Source organism: Bdellovibrio sp. BCCA (assembly GCF_037996825.1).
Lineage (GTDB): Bacteria > Bdellovibrionota > Bdellovibrionia > Bdellovibrionales > Bdellovibrionaceae > Bdellovibrio.
Genome location: NZ_JBBNAC010000001.1, coordinates 3,440,397 through 3,458,320 on the forward strand (window position 1 = coordinate 3,440,397; position 17,924 = coordinate 3,458,320).

21 protein-coding genes are annotated in these 17,924 nt (G+C 44.3%); 8 read left to right on the top strand and 13 right to left on the bottom strand.

Annotated features, from left to right (window positions below):
- Window position 1 precedes the first annotated feature (1 nt).
- Both AAAA78_RS16620 and AAAA78_RS16625 read right to left on the bottom strand, forming a co-directional pair.
- Window positions 2-586: an FxsA family protein gene (locus AAAA78_RS16620; RefSeq protein WP_340593227.1), complete on the bottom strand. Its 585-nt coding sequence runs from the start codon at window positions 584-586 to the stop codon at window positions 2-4.
- Window positions 587-595: 9 nt separating this feature from the next.
- Window positions 596-1,366 carry an exodeoxyribonuclease III gene (locus tag AAAA78_RS16625; protein WP_295904599.1) on the bottom strand — a complete coding sequence of 257 codons (771 nt, stop codon included), beginning with the start codon at window positions 1,364-1,366 and terminating at the stop codon, window positions 596-598.
- A 67-nt stretch (window positions 1,367-1,433) separates the two neighbouring features.
- On the opposite strand from AAAA78_RS16625, the gene AAAA78_RS16630 reads away from it, so the two are divergent.
- The 3 genes from AAAA78_RS16630 (at window position 1,434) to AAAA78_RS16640 (ending at window position 3,677) form a co-directional block, all read left to right on the top strand.
- Entirely contained in the window at window positions 1,434-1,961 is a 528-nt protein-coding gene (locus tag AAAA78_RS16630) for a peroxiredoxin (RefSeq protein WP_340593228.1), read from the top strand.
- Window positions 1,961-3,130, top strand: a complete 1,170-nt coding sequence (locus AAAA78_RS16635; RefSeq protein WP_340593229.1) for a hypothetical protein — start codon at window positions 1,961-1,963, stop codon at window positions 3,128-3,130. The genes AAAA78_RS16630 and AAAA78_RS16635 overlap by 1 nt, the downstream gene beginning before the upstream one ends.
- A 223-nt stretch (window positions 3,131-3,353) precedes the next feature.
- Window positions 3,354-3,677, top strand: coding sequence for a hypothetical protein (locus AAAA78_RS16640; protein WP_340593230.1), 324 nt, complete (start codon window positions 3,354-3,356; stop codon window positions 3,675-3,677).
- On the opposite strand, the gene AAAA78_RS16645 is transcribed toward AAAA78_RS16640, so the two are convergent.
- Window positions 3,674-4,303: a hypothetical protein gene (locus AAAA78_RS16645; protein ID WP_340593231.1), complete on the bottom strand. Its 630-nt coding sequence runs from the start codon at window positions 4,301-4,303 to the stop codon at window positions 3,674-3,676. The genes AAAA78_RS16640 and AAAA78_RS16645 overlap by 4 nt on opposite strands.
- A 125-nt stretch (window positions 4,304-4,428) precedes the next feature.
- Between AAAA78_RS16645 and AAAA78_RS16650 the strand changes: the two genes are divergently transcribed.
- Both AAAA78_RS16650 and AAAA78_RS16655 read left to right on the top strand, forming a co-directional pair.
- Complete coding sequence (locus tag AAAA78_RS16650) at window positions 4,429-6,285, top strand: hypothetical protein (RefSeq protein ID WP_340593232.1); 1,857 nt, start codon at window positions 4,429-4,431, stop codon at window positions 6,283-6,285.
- Between the two features lie 187 nt (window positions 6,286-6,472).
- Window positions 6,473-6,724, top strand: a complete 252-nt coding sequence (locus tag AAAA78_RS16655) for a hypothetical protein (RefSeq protein WP_340593233.1) — start codon at window positions 6,473-6,475, stop codon at window positions 6,722-6,724.
- On the opposite strand, the gene AAAA78_RS16660 is transcribed toward AAAA78_RS16655, so the two are convergent.
- From AAAA78_RS16660 to AAAA78_RS16670, 3 genes are all read right to left on the bottom strand, one after another.
- Window positions 6,721-7,131: a bacteriohemerythrin gene (locus AAAA78_RS16660; protein WP_340593234.1), complete on the bottom strand. Its 411-nt coding sequence runs from the start codon at window positions 7,129-7,131 to the stop codon at window positions 6,721-6,723. The genes AAAA78_RS16655 and AAAA78_RS16660 overlap by 4 nt on opposite strands.
- Window positions 7,132-7,218: 87 nt before the next feature.
- A complete protein-coding gene (locus AAAA78_RS16665) occupies window positions 7,219-7,857 on the bottom strand; it encodes an alpha/beta hydrolase (RefSeq protein WP_340593235.1) in 639 nt (212 codons plus the stop codon).
- Complete coding sequence (locus tag AAAA78_RS16670; RefSeq protein WP_340593236.1) at window positions 7,854-9,407, bottom strand: S41 family peptidase; 1,554 nt, start codon at window positions 9,405-9,407, stop codon at window positions 7,854-7,856. The genes AAAA78_RS16665 and AAAA78_RS16670 overlap by 4 nt, the downstream gene beginning before the upstream one ends.
- Before the next feature lie 198 nt (window positions 9,408-9,605).
- On the opposite strand from AAAA78_RS16670, the gene rfaD reads away from it, so the two are divergent.
- From rfaD to AAAA78_RS16685, 3 genes are read left to right on the top strand one after another with little or no spacing between them, the layout of a single operon-like run.
- Entirely contained in the window at window positions 9,606-10,574 is a 969-nt protein-coding gene (rfaD, locus tag AAAA78_RS16675) for an ADP-glyceromanno-heptose 6-epimerase (protein ID WP_340593237.1), read from the top strand.
- 10 nt (window positions 10,575-10,584) lie between these two features.
- Complete coding sequence (locus tag AAAA78_RS16680) at window positions 10,585-12,327, top strand: aromatic amino acid hydroxylase (protein ID WP_340593238.1); 1,743 nt, start codon at window positions 10,585-10,587, stop codon at window positions 12,325-12,327.
- Complete coding sequence (locus AAAA78_RS16685; RefSeq protein WP_340593239.1) at window positions 12,327-13,109, top strand: RNA methyltransferase; 783 nt, start codon at window positions 12,327-12,329, stop codon at window positions 13,107-13,109. Before AAAA78_RS16680 ends, AAAA78_RS16685 begins: the two co-directional genes overlap by 1 nt.
- A 28-nt stretch (window positions 13,110-13,137) precedes the next feature.
- Here the strand turns inward: AAAA78_RS16685 and AAAA78_RS16690 are convergent, their stop codons facing one another.
- The 7 genes from AAAA78_RS16690 to ribD form a co-directional block, all read right to left on the bottom strand.
- Window positions 13,138-14,133 carry an ABC transporter substrate-binding protein gene (locus AAAA78_RS16690; protein WP_340593240.1) on the bottom strand — a complete coding sequence of 332 codons (996 nt, stop codon included), beginning with the start codon at window positions 14,131-14,133 and terminating at the stop codon, window positions 13,138-13,140.
- Window positions 14,123-14,833 (bottom strand): ABC transporter ATP-binding protein, encoded by a 711-nt coding sequence (locus AAAA78_RS16695; protein ID WP_340593241.1) that lies wholly within the window; start codon window positions 14,831-14,833, stop codon window positions 14,123-14,125. The genes AAAA78_RS16690 and AAAA78_RS16695 overlap by 11 nt, the downstream gene beginning before the upstream one ends.
- On the bottom strand, window positions 14,823-15,578 hold the full coding sequence (locus tag AAAA78_RS16700; protein ID WP_340593242.1) for an ABC transporter permease: 756 nt from the start codon (window positions 15,576-15,578) through the stop codon (window positions 14,823-14,825). The genes AAAA78_RS16695 and AAAA78_RS16700 overlap by 11 nt, the downstream gene beginning before the upstream one ends.
- 72 nt (window positions 15,579-15,650) lie before the next feature.
- Entirely contained in the window at window positions 15,651-15,902 is a 252-nt protein-coding gene (locus AAAA78_RS16705) for a hypothetical protein (protein ID WP_340593243.1), read from the bottom strand.
- On the bottom strand, window positions 15,902-16,303 hold the full coding sequence (locus tag AAAA78_RS16710; protein WP_295902595.1) for a hypothetical protein: 402 nt from the start codon (window positions 16,301-16,303) through the stop codon (window positions 15,902-15,904). The genes AAAA78_RS16705 and AAAA78_RS16710 overlap by 1 nt, the downstream gene beginning before the upstream one ends.
- Before the next feature lie 5 nt (window positions 16,304-16,308).
- Window positions 16,309-16,725, bottom strand: coding sequence for a PspC domain-containing protein (locus AAAA78_RS16715; protein ID WP_340593246.1), 417 nt, complete (start codon window positions 16,723-16,725; stop codon window positions 16,309-16,311).
- Window positions 16,726-16,735: 10 nt separating this feature from the next.
- Window positions 16,736-17,920, bottom strand: coding sequence for a bifunctional diaminohydroxyphosphoribosylaminopyrimidine deaminase/5-amino-6-(5-phosphoribosylamino)uracil reductase RibD (gene ribD, locus AAAA78_RS16720; RefSeq protein ID WP_340593248.1), 1,185 nt, complete (start codon window positions 17,918-17,920; stop codon window positions 16,736-16,738).
- Between the last annotated feature and the right edge of the window lie 4 nt (window positions 17,921-17,924).

A 17,924-nucleotide genomic window follows, 5' to 3' on the forward strand; every position in this document is an offset into this window, starting at 1 on the left:
GTTAGCTTTTTGAGTCCTCACCGTTTCCTGAATCTTCTTTTTTCTCGTGAACAATTTTTAAAGGCGTAACGTCCAAGACATTGGATTCGAAAACCTCGCGCTCTTCGGGAGTTTGATCGAATCCTGTTCCGTCACTGCGGTATTCATAATAACGAAAACCTCCGCCGCCCATATTGCCCATGCCAAAACCGAAAGGTCCACCGCTACCACCGAAGTTAAAGTTCGCAGAGCCTTTTGCGATTTGTTTTGCCATGTACGCTTTAAATCTCCACACAGCAATGTGCCGAAGACCTGGCAAAAATAAAACCAAGGCCAAGACACGTGCAAAGAATGAAGGAATTAAAAACAACAAGCCCGAAAGAAAGATCGCGCCCGAGTGCAAGATGCGTGACGCCGGAAGCTGACCGCGCATCACCGTTGATTGCAACGTCATCACGGCCATGCGTCCTACTGTTGCCACGATAAAAAATCCCAAAAGACACGGCAGCAGATAAAAACCTAACGTGTTCAGAAAGCCCCACTCTTGCACAGCCAAAAAGAAAATCACGATTTCAGCAATGACCAAGGGAAAGGGAATAAAAAACACAAGGGCTCCTTACAGATCCAACGTTGCCACCACAGGGCAATGATCGGATCCTTCAATTTGTTCGAGAATATCTGCTGAAGACAGATATTTCTCAAGGCCTTTTGAAATACAAATGTAGTCGATACGCCAGCCGCGATTTGAAATGCGCCCAAACGTGCGCATATCCCACCACGAGTAACGCTTTGCTTCGGTGGGTTTAAAATAACGGAAGGTGTCGATGAATCCCAGTTCAAGAAACTGATCCATCCACACGCGTTCCTCCGGCAAAAAACCGCTTTCTTTCGACAAACCCACAGGGTCAAAAACGTCGATGTTCTCGTGAGCCACGTTGTAGTCTCCGACAACAATGACCTGCCTTCCGGTTTTTAGTTTTTCTTTTAGATGGATATTAAGATCTTTCAAAAACTGTTGTTTGAAGTTGTGACGCTCAACTCCTGATCCACCGTTAGGAAAATAAATATTGTAAAGATCAAACGCGCCATGATCAGACATCACGATACGTCCTTCAGATTCATAATCAGGAATTTCGTTGAAATGATACTGCACGCTTTTGGGTTCTACATGAGTGAAAGTCGCCACGCCTGAATAACCTTTACGTTTCGCTGACGACCAATAAGAGTGCTCCCAACGTAAGTTTCGTGCCTCTTCCTCGATTTGATCAATATGAGCTTTTGTCTCTTGAACGCAAAAAATATCAGGCTTCTCCGCTCCCACAAAATCCATGAGACCTTTTTTGTAACAAGCTCTAATTCCATTCACATTCCAAGAGATGATTTTCACAGTTTCTCCTTGTGTTTCCGCTCTATCGGAGGCATCTATAAATAGCAGATACAAGGAGTTAGTGTCCATGCCAATGATTAACCAACCAGCACCTCATTTTTCAGCTCAAGCGGTTTTCGACGCCGGTGAAGTTAAAGATATCTCTTTGAATGACTATAAAGGAAAATGGCTCATTTTATTTTTCTATCCACTGGACTTCACATTCGTATGTCCTACGGAGCTGACTCAATTCCGCGAACATTTACGCGATTTTGAAGCGGCAGGAGCTTCTGTTGTTGGTTGCAGTGTGGACTCCGTTCACTCTCACAAACGTTGGTTGCGCGACGATCTTGGCAATTTGGGTTACCCTTTGGTTGCTGATTTAACAAAACGCATGGCCCGTGATTATGGGGTTCTTATCGAAGACCGTGGCATTGCGACTCGCGGAACTTTCATTATCGATCCTGATCAAAAACTTCAGTACATAGGAATTCACAACACGTCTGTAGGCCGTGACGCTAAAGAAATTTTACGCGTTCTTCAAGGCTGCCAATCCGGTGAGCTTTGCCAAGCGGGCTGGAAAAAGGGCGATCAGCACATCACGCCGCTAAAATAATGAAAGACATTAAATCAGAATACATCCGACAATTAAGAACTTCTTTCCCGGGGCTAGATAAACAGCCTCTGGAAAATCTTGTCGCTGAAAATCTGATTTCACCGTTCGCAATTGAACTTCCCAAATCCGTTCTTGAACAAGCACAGAAAATCATCTCTTTGCTTTTTTCTTTGCGTGAAAAGCCCTCTTATCTGAATCACTACAAAGAGCTTATTGCGGAAAAAGGTCTTAAAGACCCGGGAAATAAATCGATCATGATGAGTTACGATTTTCACGTCGATGAAAATCAAAATTTGAAACTCATTGAAATCAATACGAATGCCGCGTTTCTGGTTTTAGGCCATCAAATGTATCAGATGAAAGGCCACCCACTGCCTATTTCTGATTTTTCCCTGGCAGAAATTGGCGACAGCATTCGTACGGAGTTGCGATTGCAGGGTAAGAACATCGCCGACGCTCTAAAAATCGCCATCACCGATGAAGCGCCTTCTGAGCAACGACTGTTTGTGGAGTTCCTGGTTTACAACGAACTTTTCAAATCATGGGGATGGGATTCTCACATCCAGGATTACCGTGAGCTGTTCCAGAATTTCTATCCCGAATTTATCTACAATCGCTACACGGATTTCTTTCTTACAGAGCCCAGCAGCCAAACATTGCGTGAAAAGTTTTTGAATCGCGAAGTCTGTTTGTCACCAAATCCTTTTGAATATTTGTTATTGGCTGACAAGCAACGCTTGATTGACTGGGGAGTTCCCGGCTTCTTAGAGTCACAAGGCCTCGTTGGAGAAGATCTTCAATTGATTCGCCAAACAGTTCCCCTTTCCTATGACATCTGCCCCGCAATGGCCGATAAGATTTGGACAGAAAGAAAGAAATTATTCTTCAAACCGAAGAACGCTTTTGGCTCAAAGCAATCTTACAAAGGAGCTTCGGTCAGCAAAAAAACTTTTGATGAGATCATGAATGCCGACATGATTGCTCAAGAGTACGTTCCAGCGCCGGAAGTGAATTTGACAACACCTGACGGCGAACAAAAATTCAAATATGACCTTCGTTGTTATGCCTATCAAGGTCGACTACAGCTTGTGTTGGCTCGCATTTATCAGGGGCAAGTCACGAATTTGCGCACCCCTTACGGCGGATTTGCTACTACACTCTTTAAATAATGCATTTACTGTTAGTCCTTTTCTTTTTATTCCCGGTTTTTACAGAAGCTTCGAACAAGGCTCCCTTGCGCGCGGGCGTTCCGATCACGCTGCCGCCACCTTTGCTTTTTTTAGATCAGAACACGCCACAAGGAATTTTGCCTGAATTCATTTCAAGTCTTGCGCAAATCCTGGGACGAGAGCATTCCGTGCTTGCGTTGGCCCGGCTCCTCTGCCGAAATCATTGGATGAGCTTAAGGGGGTCGTCATCGGAACGTCCCTGGATTACACTTATCCAAACTTAAATCCGTACTTTCAAGATAAGTCCCTCGTGCGCGAAGACGCACCCACCGACGAAGTGTTTTTCGATTACTTTAAAAGCAATCATCCTGAAATTGAAGAAAAGCGCCAGCGTCTCTTAGTGCAAGAGTATCCTATTGCCTGCGCCATCAGCCCGCATAGCAAACTCACAAAAAAAGAATTCGATGGTGCGGTTCAAAAATTAAAAACCTCCAAAAAGTTGGAGGCTCTCTTTAAAAAATACAATTTATCCGTTCAAGTACTTTAGTTATTGCGCATATCCGGAATTGAATCGTAGCGAATGGAAAGATACTGCGTCACCTCGCGCTCTTTTTTTACCAGCATGAGCTCAAACTCTGTGTGCGAGCGCTGATAGATCTTGTATTGAGCGCCGGAACTCTTAAGCCACTTTTCCAGATCCGTTTTATTTTTTAAGGCTGGGCTCTTTAAATTCCAGAAAGAGTACTTATTTCCTTCCGTCATGAGCTGAAATTGCCACAGACTTTGGCCTATTTTTGGTTGCTTCCTAGTGTCGATCAAAGTGGGCGCCAGCAAAGAAAAGCGCTCTTTACCAGCTTGTGGAGTGCTTCCACAAAGAATTTGCGACGCCGCTGTTTGCTGCAAAAAAGACTGATAACCATAAAGCTTCACCGCTTCGTCCCCATGCTTGCCTTCAATATAATATTCGACATCTCTTGCCACCAAAACCGCTTCTGGCAAGCGAGACACGGTGCCGACGAAATCGTTACGAATCTCCGTAAGGAACTCCGGACGCTCTTCACATGCCGGCGCCGAAGCGAAAGAAGGTTGAATCAAACGGCCGGAAATGTCCTTGTTAACGGCAAATGAACTTGTGGAAAGTAGCGCTAGAAGCAGAAATCCAGGTGTCTTCATGAAGTCCCCTTATTTTGTCCAGTCCAGTATTCGGAAGAATTTTTTTAGGGCTTAATATTAAAGTGCAGGCCTGGCCTGCCGATATGAAGAGTGTCTCATTTTTCTACAAGGAGTGTGGAAGCATCATGACGATGAAACATAGCGGCGCTCGAAAGCTCAAGGAACTGTCGAACTTTTATTCTTCCTTTGATCAACTCAATGGTGTTCACCCTTGGATGGATGCTGTTAAGGATGGCTATGTCTCGTACAAGGTGCGAGAACTTCAAACAGGAAAAGTCGCCTACTTCAACTTCATACTCGCAAAAGAAATGGGCCTGATCGCTCCCGATCATCCTCATCAGATGACGGAAGAGCTTGAAAAGAAACTTATTGAAACTTTCTCTTTGCAAATCATCAATGAATACGACGAACTCACTCACCGTCGCGTTGATCCTGAAACGATTCGTCCTCACCGCTATATGGCGACTCGTTATTTGCAACTGCAACACGCTAACAAACAAGGTAAAACTTCCGGCGATGGTAGGGGTATCTGGAACGGCACTGTTTATCACCGTGGAATGACATGGGACGTGTCCAGCCGTGGTACGGGTGTCACTTGCTTGGCGCCAGGCGCTGTTGAAGCACAGAAGCCTTTAAAAACCGGTGGCACTGAGTTTGGTTATGGTTGTGGTTTAGCGGAAATTGACGAGCTTTTAGCGGCCTCAATCCTTGCCGAGGTTATGCATCTGCAGGGGCTTCGCACAGAGCGTGTTCTTTGTGTGATTGATCTTGGAAAAGGTTACGGCATCGGTGTTCGCGCGGCTCCAAACTTAATTCGTCCAGCGCACTTATTCCTTTATTTAAAACAAGAAAAATATGAAGCCCTTAAAGCCGCGACAGATTATCTGATCGATAGACAGACGGATAATAAAGTGTGGGATATCACAGCGAAGGGCAACGCAAAATACGATGAACTTCTGGCTCATGTTTGCAAATCATTCGCAGACTTCACCGCACAAATGGATATCGATTATATTTTTGCGTGGCTTGACTGGGATGGTGACAACGTTTTAGCGGATGCCGGAATTATTGATTACGGCAGCGTTCGCCAATTTGGAATTCGTCACGACAAATATCGTTATGATGACGTTGAAAGATTCTCGACAAATTTGAATGAACAAAAACAAAAAGCCCGTTTGATCGTGCAAGTGTTTGCGCAAATGGTGGATTATCTTAAAACAAAAAAGAAAAAACCATTGCGTGTTTTTTCACGCCATCCTCAGGTTGAAAAATTCAATCAGCTTTTTGACGAGAAACGTGCAGAACGCATTTTGTACCGCATGGGTTTCAATGCAAGCCAAAGAAATCATATCTTTGCTCAGAAAAATCTTTTTGAGCGCTTTGATAAAGAATTTTCGTTCTTTGAACGCGCTAAGATCAGTGGTAGCAGTGAAAAAGTCGCTGACGGCATCAACCATCCGGCCCTTTACAATATGCGCTCTATATTACGTGAATTGCCGCGCTTTTTGATGGAAAGTCCATTGCCATTTGAAAAACGCTGGATGACAGAAAACGTGTTTTTTAAAACAATCCTTTCGGGTTTCGCCAAAGTACGTGATGCCCGCATGGGTGAAAAACAGCGACGTCATATACAATCTTTCCAAGAGCTGTACCGTGAACTCGTCACAGTTGCAGCAGGAAAACAAAAACCAGAAACAATTTTGAAGGGCATTTGTGAACGAGCCGACAAGCTCAATTCAGATAAGCGCATCACAGGAAACGCCTTGATTGAAATGGTGGAAGAAATTATCACCGAAAAGAAAAAAGGTCTTTCGATGGATCAAATTCAAAAGATCGTCGATCGTTTGGTGTTTGAAAACAACGGTGCTCCTGAAGTTCCTGTCAGTCGTTTTTACCGTGACCTGCAAGCCACTCCTGCGGTGAAGATGGATCTGTATGCGAAACTCTTAAGCCTCGTTGAAGAACATAGCGAGTCTATTTAGGTGTTCTTCTTGGGAACACCTCAACCTTAAATTTCAGAAATTTTTCTGTCTCATCAAGAGACCTTATGTCTTGGATGATTTTGTCTAGAGAGTGAGCGATGTCTATTCTCTCAACGTCGCTTTATTACTAAATTTATTTTCGAACATGGCATGACCTTGCATATCTCCATTCCATGGGGATAGAGATATGAAGAAAAAAGTTTTGATCGCATCATTAGTATGTGCTTCTTTGATAGTCGTTGCTTGGGGATTCAACTCTCTCAGAAAACTTCCAGCCTTCGGTGGCACGGTCTCGGAAAAAGTCGAAAAAGTTTATATCTCCGTTCCGAAACCAGAGAAAGAGTCCGTCGAAATCAACGATAGCCGCCTGAGTATCGATGCCAGTAGCGGAGCCGTCGTTGAAAGATGGAAGAGTCTATTGAAATCACCAACGCATTAGCCAGCTTGTTTCACGGCGATCTCTCCGTATTTCGTATCAATTCCCATAATGTGTGCTGTTAGCCATGTCTTAAGAAATTGAAAGAACGCCGGAGTAAGAACACCCGTTTTTTCAAACTCAGCCTGATGCCCTTTGAGTCTTTCAATCAAATCTTTATGGATCTTTTTGTGAACGGCCGCATGAGAATACGGAAGAGTATCAAAAAATTTCTCTTCATGCTCGAAGTGTGTGATCGTCCAAGCGGCAAGCTCACGAATGATCGAGTTCAGTTCAATCTTTGACGCCTTGGCCTCGTGGCGCTCATAGAGGCGGTTCATAATATCAACAAGCTTCTTGTGTTCGTTGTCCATTGCCTCAACATGAGTCGATAACTTCTGTTGGTCCCATTTAAAGAATGTGTCTGCCATAACTTAGCTCCCTTTGTATTGCATTCACGCAATATATCGGGTGGCGTTGGAGACTTCTATATGATGGCCATCATGTCTGACAAAAATTTATTTTAAATCGGCGAGTTGATCGCGGACCCAACGTCGAATAATAGGATATTCCTCGTCTTTAAGAGAGTGGTCTTTCTCCATTTCAACCCAATCCACACGAAGGCCTGCGTCTTTGAGTTTATCCACCCCGTATTTAGTTTCTTCAAGAGGAAGAATGTCGTCCTGGTGTCCGTGCGTGAAGATCCATGGGGTTTGGCGAGCTTCCTGCGAAAGGTTTGCTCTCCAACGAGGGTAGAAATTAAAGTAGCCGCTAATACCGACGATGCCGCCTAATTTTTTTGGATAATTCAAACCGATATCAGCACTGATCAAACAACCTTGCGAAAATCCAAAGAGGAAAATCTTTTCGCTTTTCCAACCTTGATTTTCTAAGTCGTTCAGAAGATCAAAAAGTTTTTCGCGAATTTTAAGAACGCCTTTACCTTGAAAAGGAGGCTCTCCATACCAAGTGTAACCGTCCATAAAGCGACGAGGAGCGTTCAGCAAAAGATAATTCATCTCGGGAAGATTGAGCTCTTCGTTAAAAGAGAAAAACGGCTTAATGCTGTCACCGCGGCCATGCAGAACAATCATTAAATTGTCCGACTTCTTTTTTGCCGGAATAAATTTATGTTTAAATAAATCTGTCGTAATCATAGCCCCGCTCTTGCCACTGTGCTTGCACAGAATAAAACCTGACGCGCTTTTGAGAGTTGAAGATCTTCGCCCGTCGCACTTTCCTCTATATCCAAACATGAATCCGAAGAATAGGGTTTTCCTGCATTGAGAATTTGTTTCTCAGGCGCACGCAATGGATTGATAAATTGATCGCTTTCGCGTCCTACCCAGATATTATCAAAACTCACTGTCACGTCAGGAGTCAGCCCTTTCATTTGCGGAGAGCGCCCTGACGGCAGATAGTAAAATCCTTTGGTTTCAAAAAGAGCGATCTTTTTATTTTGTGACCAGTACTCGCCTTCCTGGAAGGAACCCTTACCGAAAGTTCTTTCGCCAACAAGAACCGCGCGATTTAAGTCACGCAAAGCTCCCGCAACGATTTCAGAAGCACTTGCAGAGGCTCCGTTGATAAGAACGGCCACCGGAAGATCAAAGATTTTTTCTTCTCCACCAAAATATTCTTCCGCTTTTTTACCTGGATCAAGATAACGAACTTCGAAGATTTTCTTTTCAGATCCGACAAACAAGCTCGTGATACAAGCCGCTTCTTCCATCTGTCCGCCTGGATTGTCACGCAGGTCTAACAACAATCCGCGGACGTGTGCTTTTTTAACAATCTCCAAAGACTCTTTTACTTTTTCACAAGCACCTTTAGCGAATTTGTTAATACCGACAACGCCGATAGGCTTGATACCGTCAATCACGCGTGTGGAAACAGTGGCCACCGTGATTTCGGTGCGACGAAGTTTATATTTTTTCTCGTTCCCGTCGTGACTGATCAAAAGAGTACTGGCCTCACCCACTTCGCCTTTTAAAAGCTCAGACACGCGCGCTTGCAAAAGGCCTTTGAGCTTATGACCGTTGATCTCTAAAAGGACGTCGCCTTTTTTAAGGCCCGCGAGTTTTGCAGGACTACCTTCTGTCACTTTGCGAATTACGTACTGACCACCAGAAAGTCCCAGCACGACTCCCAAAGCTGTAGAGCGGTTGTCGGCTTTTGAAACGACTTCTTTAAACTGAGAGACCGGCATCAAGTACGTGTGTGGATCACGAAACACAGAGATGAATCCGTTTAAACCCAAACCCACCATCATCGATTTTTGCGAGGAAGAGATGTAACGGGATTCAAGTTCTTTCCAGGCTTTCATGAAAGAGATCTTCACGGCTTTGTCCGTGTTGTTCGTAAAGAAATCTCTCCATGGCTCAAGCTGTTTTTTCTCGGAACTCATGTCGCTAGACAAAGCTTCATGAACGGGAACCAAGTTTCCATCGGTATTGAGACTTAAATTAAAACGATTTGCAATTGTGAGAACGGAGTTTGTGCAGGCCAAGAAATAACGCTCGGAGCTTCCACACGTTTGGTCTTGCAGAAGATCTTCCAAGGCAGCTGGGCCGAGCCCCGTCTCAGCCCAGTAGTCCTCAACGGACTTAACCTTGGAAGTGCCACTGTTTGAACGTGACAAGGACAGACTGACCCCCACGGCCAATACAAACAATGAGAATATGAACATGCGTGGTGAACTGAGCACTCATCGCCTCCCGATTAGTGACAATCCTGAGCAATGGATGTGCCTGCTCAGATCGAATTGGTTCCCTTTTGAGGGGCTTTTTCAGTATTTTTTTCTGGGTTGAACAGGCCCTCAACAGAGGTCCTTTTTGCCGCCCCTTTCCTTGAGAAAAAGCCCTTCCTGTAATAGGTTCAAAGGACTAAGAAGGACTGGATTTTTATGATTATTGTTACTGGTGCAAATGGCTTTATTGGCAGTGTGATGGTGTGGGAACTCAACCAGAGAGGTCATACCGATATCGTTGCCGTAGACTCTGTCGGTCTTTCCGAACGCAATCTTTTAAGCAAAAGAAAAATCAGTCAGTTCCTTTTGAAAGACGAACTTTGGGCTTTCTTAAATACCGACAAAGCAAAAAAAGAAGTCACGTGGATCATCCACATGGGTGCTTGTTCTTCGACGACAGAAACCAACAAAGAGTTTCTTTGGGAGAACAACACTTACTACACGCAAAGAATTTTTGAATGGTGTGCGGAATACAAGAAAGACATGATCTATGCTTCTAGTGCTGCGACCTATGGCGCTGGTGAACTTGGTTTTGACGACACCACAGATCCAGAGAAACTTCGTCCGCTTAATTTGTATGGCGAATCCAAAGTTCTTTTTGATCGTTGGGCTTTAAAGCAAACAAAAACTCCGCCGCACTGGTATGGTTTGAAATTCTTTAATGTCTTTGGGCCGAATGAATATCACAAAGAAGCGATGTCCAGCGTAGCGTTTAAAGCCTACAACCAAATCAAGGCCAATGGCTCTTTGGGACTTTTTAAATCGGCGGATCCAAAATACAAAGACGGCGAATTCATGCGCGACTTTGTGTACGTGAAAGACGTCACGGGTTGGATGGCGGAACTCATGGAGAAAAAGCCGACAAACGGTATTTACAACATGGGCTTCGGAAAACCACGCACATGGCTTGATCTTGCAAGTTCTGTTTTCTCTGCCATGAGTAAAGAGATGAAAATCAACTGGCTTGAAATGCCTGAAAATATTCGTGGTCAATATCAGTACTTCACAGAAGCAAAAACAGACAAATGGTCGGCAGCCGGCATGAGTGCAGCGAAATGGCCTTTGGAAAAAGCTGTGGCTGATTACGTGCAAAACTATCTTTCTAAAGACGATCCTTCACTGTAAGCGAGACAACATGGAGACGGACTTTTTACCCCCGCACTTAAGAAAATACGTTGTAGAACAACACTACGAAAAGTACACTCCCGTGGATCAAGCTGTATGGCGCTATATCTTGCGCCAACTCAAAGCTTTTCTTTCAAAGCATGCCCACGAATGTTATGTCGAGGGTTTACAAAAAACAGGCATCGACATCGAACGCATTCCGCGCATTGATGACATTAGTAAAAAACTGCAAGCCTTCGGTTGGCGAGCTTTGCCAGTCAGCGGATTTATCCCACCGGCGGCTTTCATGGAGTTGCAGTCTTTAGGTGTTTTGCCCATCGCTTCGGATATGCGCAGCCTTGATCATCTCCTGTACACGCCAGCTCCTGACATCGTTCACGAGGCTGCAGGACATGCGCCGATTTTAATTCATCCTGAATTTTCTGAATATCTTCGTCAGTATGCTCAAATCGCCAAGAAAGCGATCATCAGCAAAGAAGATTTGGATTTGTACGAAGCCATTCGTGAACTTTCCGACATCAAAGAAAATCCGAGCTCAACACCAGAACAAATTAAAAACGCCGAAGAAACTTTAGAAAAAGTTGGAAAAAGTATTTCCCATATTTCTGAAGCCTCTGAATTATCTCGTATGAACTGGTGGACGGCGGAATATGGCCTTATCGGTAAACTTGATAATCCAAAAATCTTTGGCGCTGGTTTGCTTTCCAGTGTTGGCGAATCCAAATGGTGTCTCAGCGATAAAGTTAAAAAAATTCCTCTCACGGTCGACTGTATTAAGACAGGCTACGATATCACCGAGCCACAACCTCAATTGTTTGTTGCTTCTGATTTCAAAAACCTTTCTCAAGTTCTTGAAGAAATGGCGTCGCAGATGGCCTTCCGCTTGGGCGGACTTAAAGGTTTAGAAAAAGCTATTCAAGCTCAGTCTGTGAATACGGCAGAACTTAATTCAGGAATTCAAATCTCGGGCCAAATCGTTGAAGCGATCACGGATGACGGCGGAAAACTTGCTTACTTGCGTTTGCAAGGTCCGTCACAGCTTGCTTATGCTGATCACGAATTATCAGGTCATGATAAGAAATATCACTCTCACGGATTTGGAACTCCGGTTGGTTATTTAAAAGTTCATCCTGAAAAATGTCCTTCGACTTTCACAGAAAATGAATGGGCAGCTCTTCATGTAGAGCCAGGAAAGAACACTCGTCTTGAATACACTTCCGGTGTTGTCGTTACTGGAACCGTACAAAGTCGTTTAACTAAAGACGGAAAAACTGTGTTCATCACGCTTTCTGACGCGAAAGCAGAATTTAAAGGTCGCGTTTTGTTTGCTCCTGAATGGGGGACGTTCGATATTGCGATTGGTTCTTCCGTAACGTCTGTTTTTGGTGGTCCTGCGGACCGTGAAGCTTATGGTGAAACTTCAGACTTTGTTGCTAAGCGCGTTCCGATTCCCAAGTATTCAGGCGCTGAATTAACTCGTCACGACCATTACGGCACTGTCCGTAAAATTCGTGAAAATAAAATCGCCGGCAAGGAGCTAACAACAGCTTTGGAAAAAGTGGTTTCTGCTCATCGCATGCATTTCCCGAATGATTGGCTGTTATTTATGGAAGCTCTTGAAATCGTCAATGCAAGAGCACCCCAATCTCCTTTAAAAAAACAGTTGGAATTGGATTTAGCAAGCCTTTCAGGAAAAGACGAAAAAACAAAAGGCCTTATTCACGACGGCCTTACGCTGGCGGGAGCCCTTTAATGAAACGTCCCTTTGAAGTGCGCATTGTTCTAGTGCGCACTATTTACGAAAGAAATATCGGAGCGACTTCGCGCGCGATGAGCAACATGGGAATTGATAAACTCGTGCTCGTAGCTCCGGCTTGTGAAATCACTTATGAAGCCCAGCAAACGGCGGCCACAGGTCAAACGGGTCTGCAAAACCGCACGACATATGCTTCGTGGGATGAATTCTTAGAAAAAGAACCTGAAAGTATTAAGATTTGTTTTACGGCTCGTGATGGAAAAGGTCGCCAAGTGCGTGACATTGACGATGTTCTTACCGATATCGCCGATCATGCTCCCCAATTTCAAACACAGAGTGATATTCCCGTCGTCGTCCATTTGGTTTTCGGTCCTGAAGATTGGGGATTGTCTGCCGAAGACTTAGAGCATGCGAATTTCTGCGCGTGCCTTCCAACGTTTGGTGAAAACTGGAGTTTAAATCTTGCACAAGCCACGCTTCTGGGAATGTTCTCTCTTCGCAAAAAATGGGGCGGCGAGCGTACAAAACTTGACGGCGGAAAACTTCGTCGTGCCCCTCAAGGAATCAAAGGCATTGATCCAGATCAGACCTTAAAAACTTGGCTTGAAGAAATGGGTTTTGATCTGACTCGCCAAAGAAAGATCAACGTCTACACGGTTCTACGCCGAATGCTTTTGCAAAACACACCAACAAAAAAAGAATTGGTGGTTCTAGAAACCGTTCTGCAACAAAGCATCCGCAAACTCCGCGAATGGAAGGCCTTCCAAAAAAGAGATTAGAAAAAGGGTCCACAAGGACCTTTTCTTCTTACAACTCTTTGGATTTAATTTCTTTGGGAATAAAACTGCGATCGACCAATTGAGAAAGTTCGATGGGTTTTACGAGAAGTCCGGCTTCGATAGCCATGTCGTGAATGACTTTGATGTCGGCATCTTCAGGAGTCAGCATACGGTAGCTCACGCGATCTTTTGGAGTTGTTAGAACATAGCGAAGAAGTTTTTCGTCTTGGCGATAGTAAGGAGCTGCGACAGCTGCCGCTTTTTCACGGTGGGTTTCTGCCCATTCTCCGCTTTCAGCAATGCCTGCGACAAGTTCCTTTACAATATCAGGGTCGCTTGCCATTAAATCTTCGCTCACGATGAGGACACAAGAAATGAACTTAGGCCAAATGTCTTTGGCGTGATACAAAACTCGTCCCACTCCATTCAATTCTGATTTAGCCGCATGAGGCTCTCCGATAAAGTAAGCATCAATGCTTGAATTCGCCAAAGCTGCCGGCATTTCTGGTGGAGGAATTTCAACGAACTGAATTTTTTCTGGCGAGACTCCTTGGTCTTTCATTAATTTACGAATCACCAAGTATTGATTGCTGTAACGGCTTGGGATCGCAAACTTTTTTCCTTCCAAATCACGCAAATTGTGAATCGGTGACTCTTTTTTCACCATCACTGTGGAGCCATCACGGTGCCCAAGATAAACGATCTTGGCTTTTACACCTTGCTCGCGAAGCTTCATTGCCATGGGTGCAATAAAGAACGCAGCCTTTAGGCGGCCCGCTTTAAAAGCTTCTGCCATTGTCGGAAAATCTGTAAAGCGCTGGGACACAAAACGATAATCAGGATTGCGGCTTGTCGCAAAGTCCGTCACGGGACAAGTGAGGTGGCAAGTTACCGGAAGAAAACCGACATCTAAAACTTTTTTTGCCGTTTCAGATTTTTTCTTAAAATGATTTCTCATCACCCCAAGGCCACCTAAAACAATCACAGCCAAGACAATTGAAACAATCCACTTTTTATTTTTCAATTTCTACCACCTGTTCCGATTCAAATTTTAAATCCTGCCAAATTTGTTCCACCAGATTTTCTTTGCTCTGATGACTTTCATAAGATTTTTGGAAAGTCGCAGGACGTCCATTCATAATATAAATTTTCTGAGTTAAAGAAAGGGCCTCGGGAATATCGTGAGTAACCAAAACCACAGCAATCGGAAATTCTTTTAAAAGCTCCGACATGTACTCACGAGTTTCACGGCGGATTAAATAATCCAATGACGAAAAAGGTTCATCTAAAAGCAAACCATCAGGACGACCGATCAACGCGCGCGCAATTTCGGATCTCTGTCTTAAACCGCCTGAAAGCTGGCGTGGATAAAAATTTAAAACACGTTTTAAGTCTAAAAGATTTACTAATTTTTCAAAATCGAGGCTGCGTGAAGAATCAATTCCACGAAGACCCAACCGAATATTTTCTTCAACTGTGAGCCAAGGAAATAAAGCATTACTTTGATGCACTCTTCGCCAGAGTCCTTGTTTTTGAATAGTCCCGCCAGAAGGAGCATAATCTCCAGCAATTAAATGAAGCAAGGTCGTTTTACCACAACCACTAGGACCAATAAGGCTTAACGTCTCCCCTTCTGCAACTTGAAAACTGATGTCTTGCAGAACAGTATGCTGAGGATAAGAAAAACTGATGTTTTTTAGATCAAGAAGAATTTTACTGCTCATAACTCCATCTCACGTGGGATTTGCGATTGAGTCTTTGCAGACCGTAGTCAATGAAGTGAGCTATGACCGCGATGACGATCATATTTAAAACTAACAGATCCGTGCGCATGCCGTTTCTTGCATCGGAAATGGCGAAGCCTACGCCTTCTTTGCCTGCAAGCATTTCGGCGGGAACCAGAACAATCCACGCAAGGCCTGAAACTAAACGCAAAGAAGATACGATCTGCGGCAGAACAGCAGGAAAAAGAATTTCAAAGAAATACTCCGCACCACTAAAATGATAATCACGGGCCAATTGATCGTAAACTTTTGGCACATGAAAGACAGCGTTCATCGTTGCAAACAACAATGGGAAGACACAGCCTAAGAAAATCAAAAAGATCACTGGCATATCGCCAATTCCAAACCAAATCACGGCAAAAGGAATCCACGCTAGCGGAGAAAGACTGCGGAAAAAATTTAAGTAAGGAGAAATAAACTGACGAAAAGATTCACTACGGCCCAACAAAAGGCCCACGGGAATTCCCACTAGAGCCGAAAGTAAAAATCCACAAACCCAACGATAAAGGGACGCCATCAAATCAACCAAAAGGCGGCCACTTGAAATTTCGTGTGTCGTTGCTTCAATGAATGTCTTTAAATAAGGAAAGAAGTCTTCGCGATAAACCTGCAGGCGGGACAAAACCTCCCACAACACGACAAGAACCACTAAGAAAAAAATCGAACAAACGCGAGACCACTTCATGTCAGTGATCACAACACTATCGCTAGGGAAACTCAATTCGTAGTTCTAATTTTTCTGATCTTAATGCGACTTTTAAAGAAGATTCCCGCAAGCGCGGATTTTTAAAGTCTTCGGATCGAATGAAAACACAACGTTTTCTTGGGAGCTCAATTTGTTCTTTAAGCAGTAATACAAAGGCCCGCGGTCCACTTCCAAAGTTTCCGAAACAGTATCAAAGCGAACTAAAAAAGAATTCTTTAAAGAATTCTTTTGCAGGCTTAGGACCTTGCCGCTCAAAGCAAGATCCGCGGACGCCAACAAGGGAAGAAAAAGAAAGGACATCATTACGAAGAGATCAAAGCCTCTTGAATTTTGTTTTCTTGTTCACGAATTTCACGAAGGCGGTGATCCAGGCGCGACAACGTCTGAGCCATGGTCTGTCCTAAGTCGTTAAGTTCATGAATGCGTTTCAGCGTGATATCTTCTTCGCCCCCGACCAAACGGAGACTTTCAAGCTTTGCGGAATTCAAATCGATCTCTTTTGAAAGAGACTCTAATTTTTGATTGATCTTCTTGCGGTCCTCGACCAGCGCCTTTGTCATCTCACGGATTTCATCAAGGCTTAGAACTTCGAGTTTTCCAGTTTCAAAGGCATCTTCTTCTTTATCACCTTGGAAGGCTTCCAAGAAAAGAGACCATTCATTTTTGAGGGCTTTTATGATCGACCTACTACTGTCATCACCCATAAATATTAAAATACTCCTGCGCTCTTCGAGCGACTTGCGGGTTCGTCGGCCTTAGGAACTAAGAAATAACAGAGGCCGTAACCCAGGATCGCAACACCGAAAGTTATTAGGGCTAACAGGACAAAGCCTGTTCTTACTAGGCCCACTTCGATGCGATACCTTTTAGCTATTCTAGCACAGACGCCAAGAAGCTTTCTATCTAGAGCTTGGTCCAGTCTATCGACGCGGGGCAAGCAAACTGCCAGGATCAAATAAAACACGACTCCAGTGCCGAACCAGAGGACTGCAATCAACCAAATGACGCGCAATATCCAAGTTTCGATACCCAAAGCATCAGCTAGACCCTTACAAACCCCGGCCAAAGCCCCGTCGCTCGCGCGAGTCCATCTATAATTTGCAGTTGCGGAAGAAGAGGAAGTCATCAAGGCCTCCTTAAAAAGTTCCTGTGATCATGAAGTCACTCCCGAATGTCAAATATCGAGGATTCTTCACATGAATCTTATCTTTCATTGTCGGCACTCGCACGGTTTCAGTCCATGAACGAGACCCACCCGAGCCCATAATGATCGGAGCTTGGAACATGTAGATGCGGTTCACTAGTCCCTGATCGATAAACGAACTCGCCGTAAAAGCACCGCCCTCAACCATCACGGAACGAAGTCCCTTGAGATGAAGTTGAGCCAAAAGATCTTCAAGATTCAGATCTCCACCGACGTTGGTTTTTACGTAAATAATCTGTGGCGCTATTGAAAGAGTTTTTAAAGTCTTTTCGACGTTCTCTTTCATATCCTCCGCTACACACCAGAAGACGTCTGAAGCGGCGTGAATTTGCGCAAGTTTTAAATCTGTAAAACGATGCAGAAGCTCCGCCTCGCCATCAATCACAACCACTTTGTTTTTTTTATTTATTTCGGGATGGCGCACGTTGAGTGAAGGATTATCAAAATCAATTGTGCCTTTTCCAACTAAGATCGCGTCGTAACAAGCACGCAGATAATGAACGTATTCGCGCGATTCAGGTCCCGTGATCCACTGACTTTCACCAGAGCGTAAAGCCACTTGGCCGTCGAGACTGGATGCCATTTTTAAAGCGACAAAAACTTTTTTCTCACGGAAATTCCACAGGAACGCTTCACAGACTTCTTCAAGCAGAGTTTTGATTTCACGATCTTCCTTGGGATCAGCACTCGAAAAGACTTCGGCGTCAATTCCAGCATTGCGAAGAATGTCGGCTCCTTGACCTGCCACCAAAGGATTTGGATCAATCAAGCCGAATGTGACTTTCTTAAGAGGCAACTTCGCCATCATCTTTGCACACGAAGGAGTTTTTCCCTCGTGAGCGCAAGGTTCGAGCGTCACAAAAACATGGGCGTCTTTTAGTTCAGCAGAAGAAAGATTTTTAAGAGCATTCACTTCGGCATGAGGGCCGCCATAAAATTCATGGTGCCCACAAGCCAAAAATCCACCTTGCGCATCCAAAACAACAGAGCCGACTAAAGGATTGGGGCTGACTCGCGTCGCCCCTTTGTAAGCCTCACTGATAGCAAGTTTCATTGCTTGCTCTTCAGTGAGTTTTGTTCCGCGCTCTGGAAGTGGAATGTGCTTAATGGATTCCATGCAC

What these genes read in the sequence shown, in the direction of transcription:
- AAAA78_RS16665 (WP_340593235.1), bottom strand. Translation starts at nt 7,857, where the DNA reads ATGATTACGACAGATTTATTTAAACATAAATTTATTCCGGCAAAAAAG.
- AAAA78_RS16705 (WP_340593243.1), bottom strand. Translation starts at nt 15,902, where the DNA reads ATGATGTCCTTTCTTTTTCTTCCCTTGTTGGCGTCCGCGGATCTTGCT.
- AAAA78_RS16660 (WP_340593234.1), bottom strand. Translation starts at nt 7,131, where the DNA reads ATGGCAGACACATTCTTTAAATGGGACCAACAGAAGTTATCGACTCAT.
- AAAA78_RS16685 (WP_340593239.1), top strand. Translation starts at nt 12,327, where the DNA reads ATGAAACGTCCCTTTGAAGTGCGCATTGTTCTAGTGCGCACTATTTAC.
- ribD (WP_340593248.1), bottom strand. Translation starts at nt 17,920, where the DNA reads ATGGAATCCATTAAGCACATTCCACTTCCAGAGCGCGGAACAAAACTC.
- AAAA78_RS16680 (WP_340593238.1), top strand. Translation starts at nt 10,585, where the DNA reads ATGGAGACGGACTTTTTACCCCCGCACTTAAGAAAATACGTTGTAGAA.
- AAAA78_RS16695 (WP_340593241.1), bottom strand. Translation starts at nt 14,833, where the DNA reads ATGAGCAGTAAAATTCTTCTTGATCTAAAAAACATCAGTTTTTCTTAT.
- AAAA78_RS16650 (WP_340593232.1), top strand. Translation starts at nt 4,429, where the DNA reads ATGACGATGAAACATAGCGGCGCTCGAAAGCTCAAGGAACTGTCGAAC.
- rfaD (WP_340593237.1), top strand. Translation starts at nt 9,606, where the DNA reads ATGATTATTGTTACTGGTGCAAATGGCTTTATTGGCAGTGTGATGGTG.
- AAAA78_RS16635 (WP_340593229.1), top strand. Translation starts at nt 1,961, where the DNA reads ATGAAAGACATTAAATCAGAATACATCCGACAATTAAGAACTTCTTTC.
- AAAA78_RS16630 (WP_340593228.1), top strand. Translation starts at nt 1,434, where the DNA reads ATGCCAATGATTAACCAACCAGCACCTCATTTTTCAGCTCAAGCGGTT.
- AAAA78_RS16700 (WP_340593242.1), bottom strand. Translation starts at nt 15,578, where the DNA reads ATGAAGTGGTCTCGCGTTTGTTCGATTTTTTTCTTAGTGGTTCTTGTC.
- AAAA78_RS16645 (WP_340593231.1), bottom strand. Translation starts at nt 4,303, where the DNA reads ATGAAGACACCTGGATTTCTGCTTCTAGCGCTACTTTCCACAAGTTCA.
- AAAA78_RS16715 (WP_340593246.1), bottom strand. Translation starts at nt 16,725, where the DNA reads ATGACTTCCTCTTCTTCCGCAACTGCAAATTATAGATGGACTCGCGCG.
- AAAA78_RS16655 (WP_340593233.1), top strand. Translation starts at nt 6,473, where the DNA reads ATGAAGAAAAAAGTTTTGATCGCATCATTAGTATGTGCTTCTTTGATA.
- AAAA78_RS16710 (WP_295902595.1), bottom strand. Translation starts at nt 16,303, where the DNA reads ATGGGTGATGACAGTAGTAGGTCGATCATAAAAGCCCTCAAAAATGAA.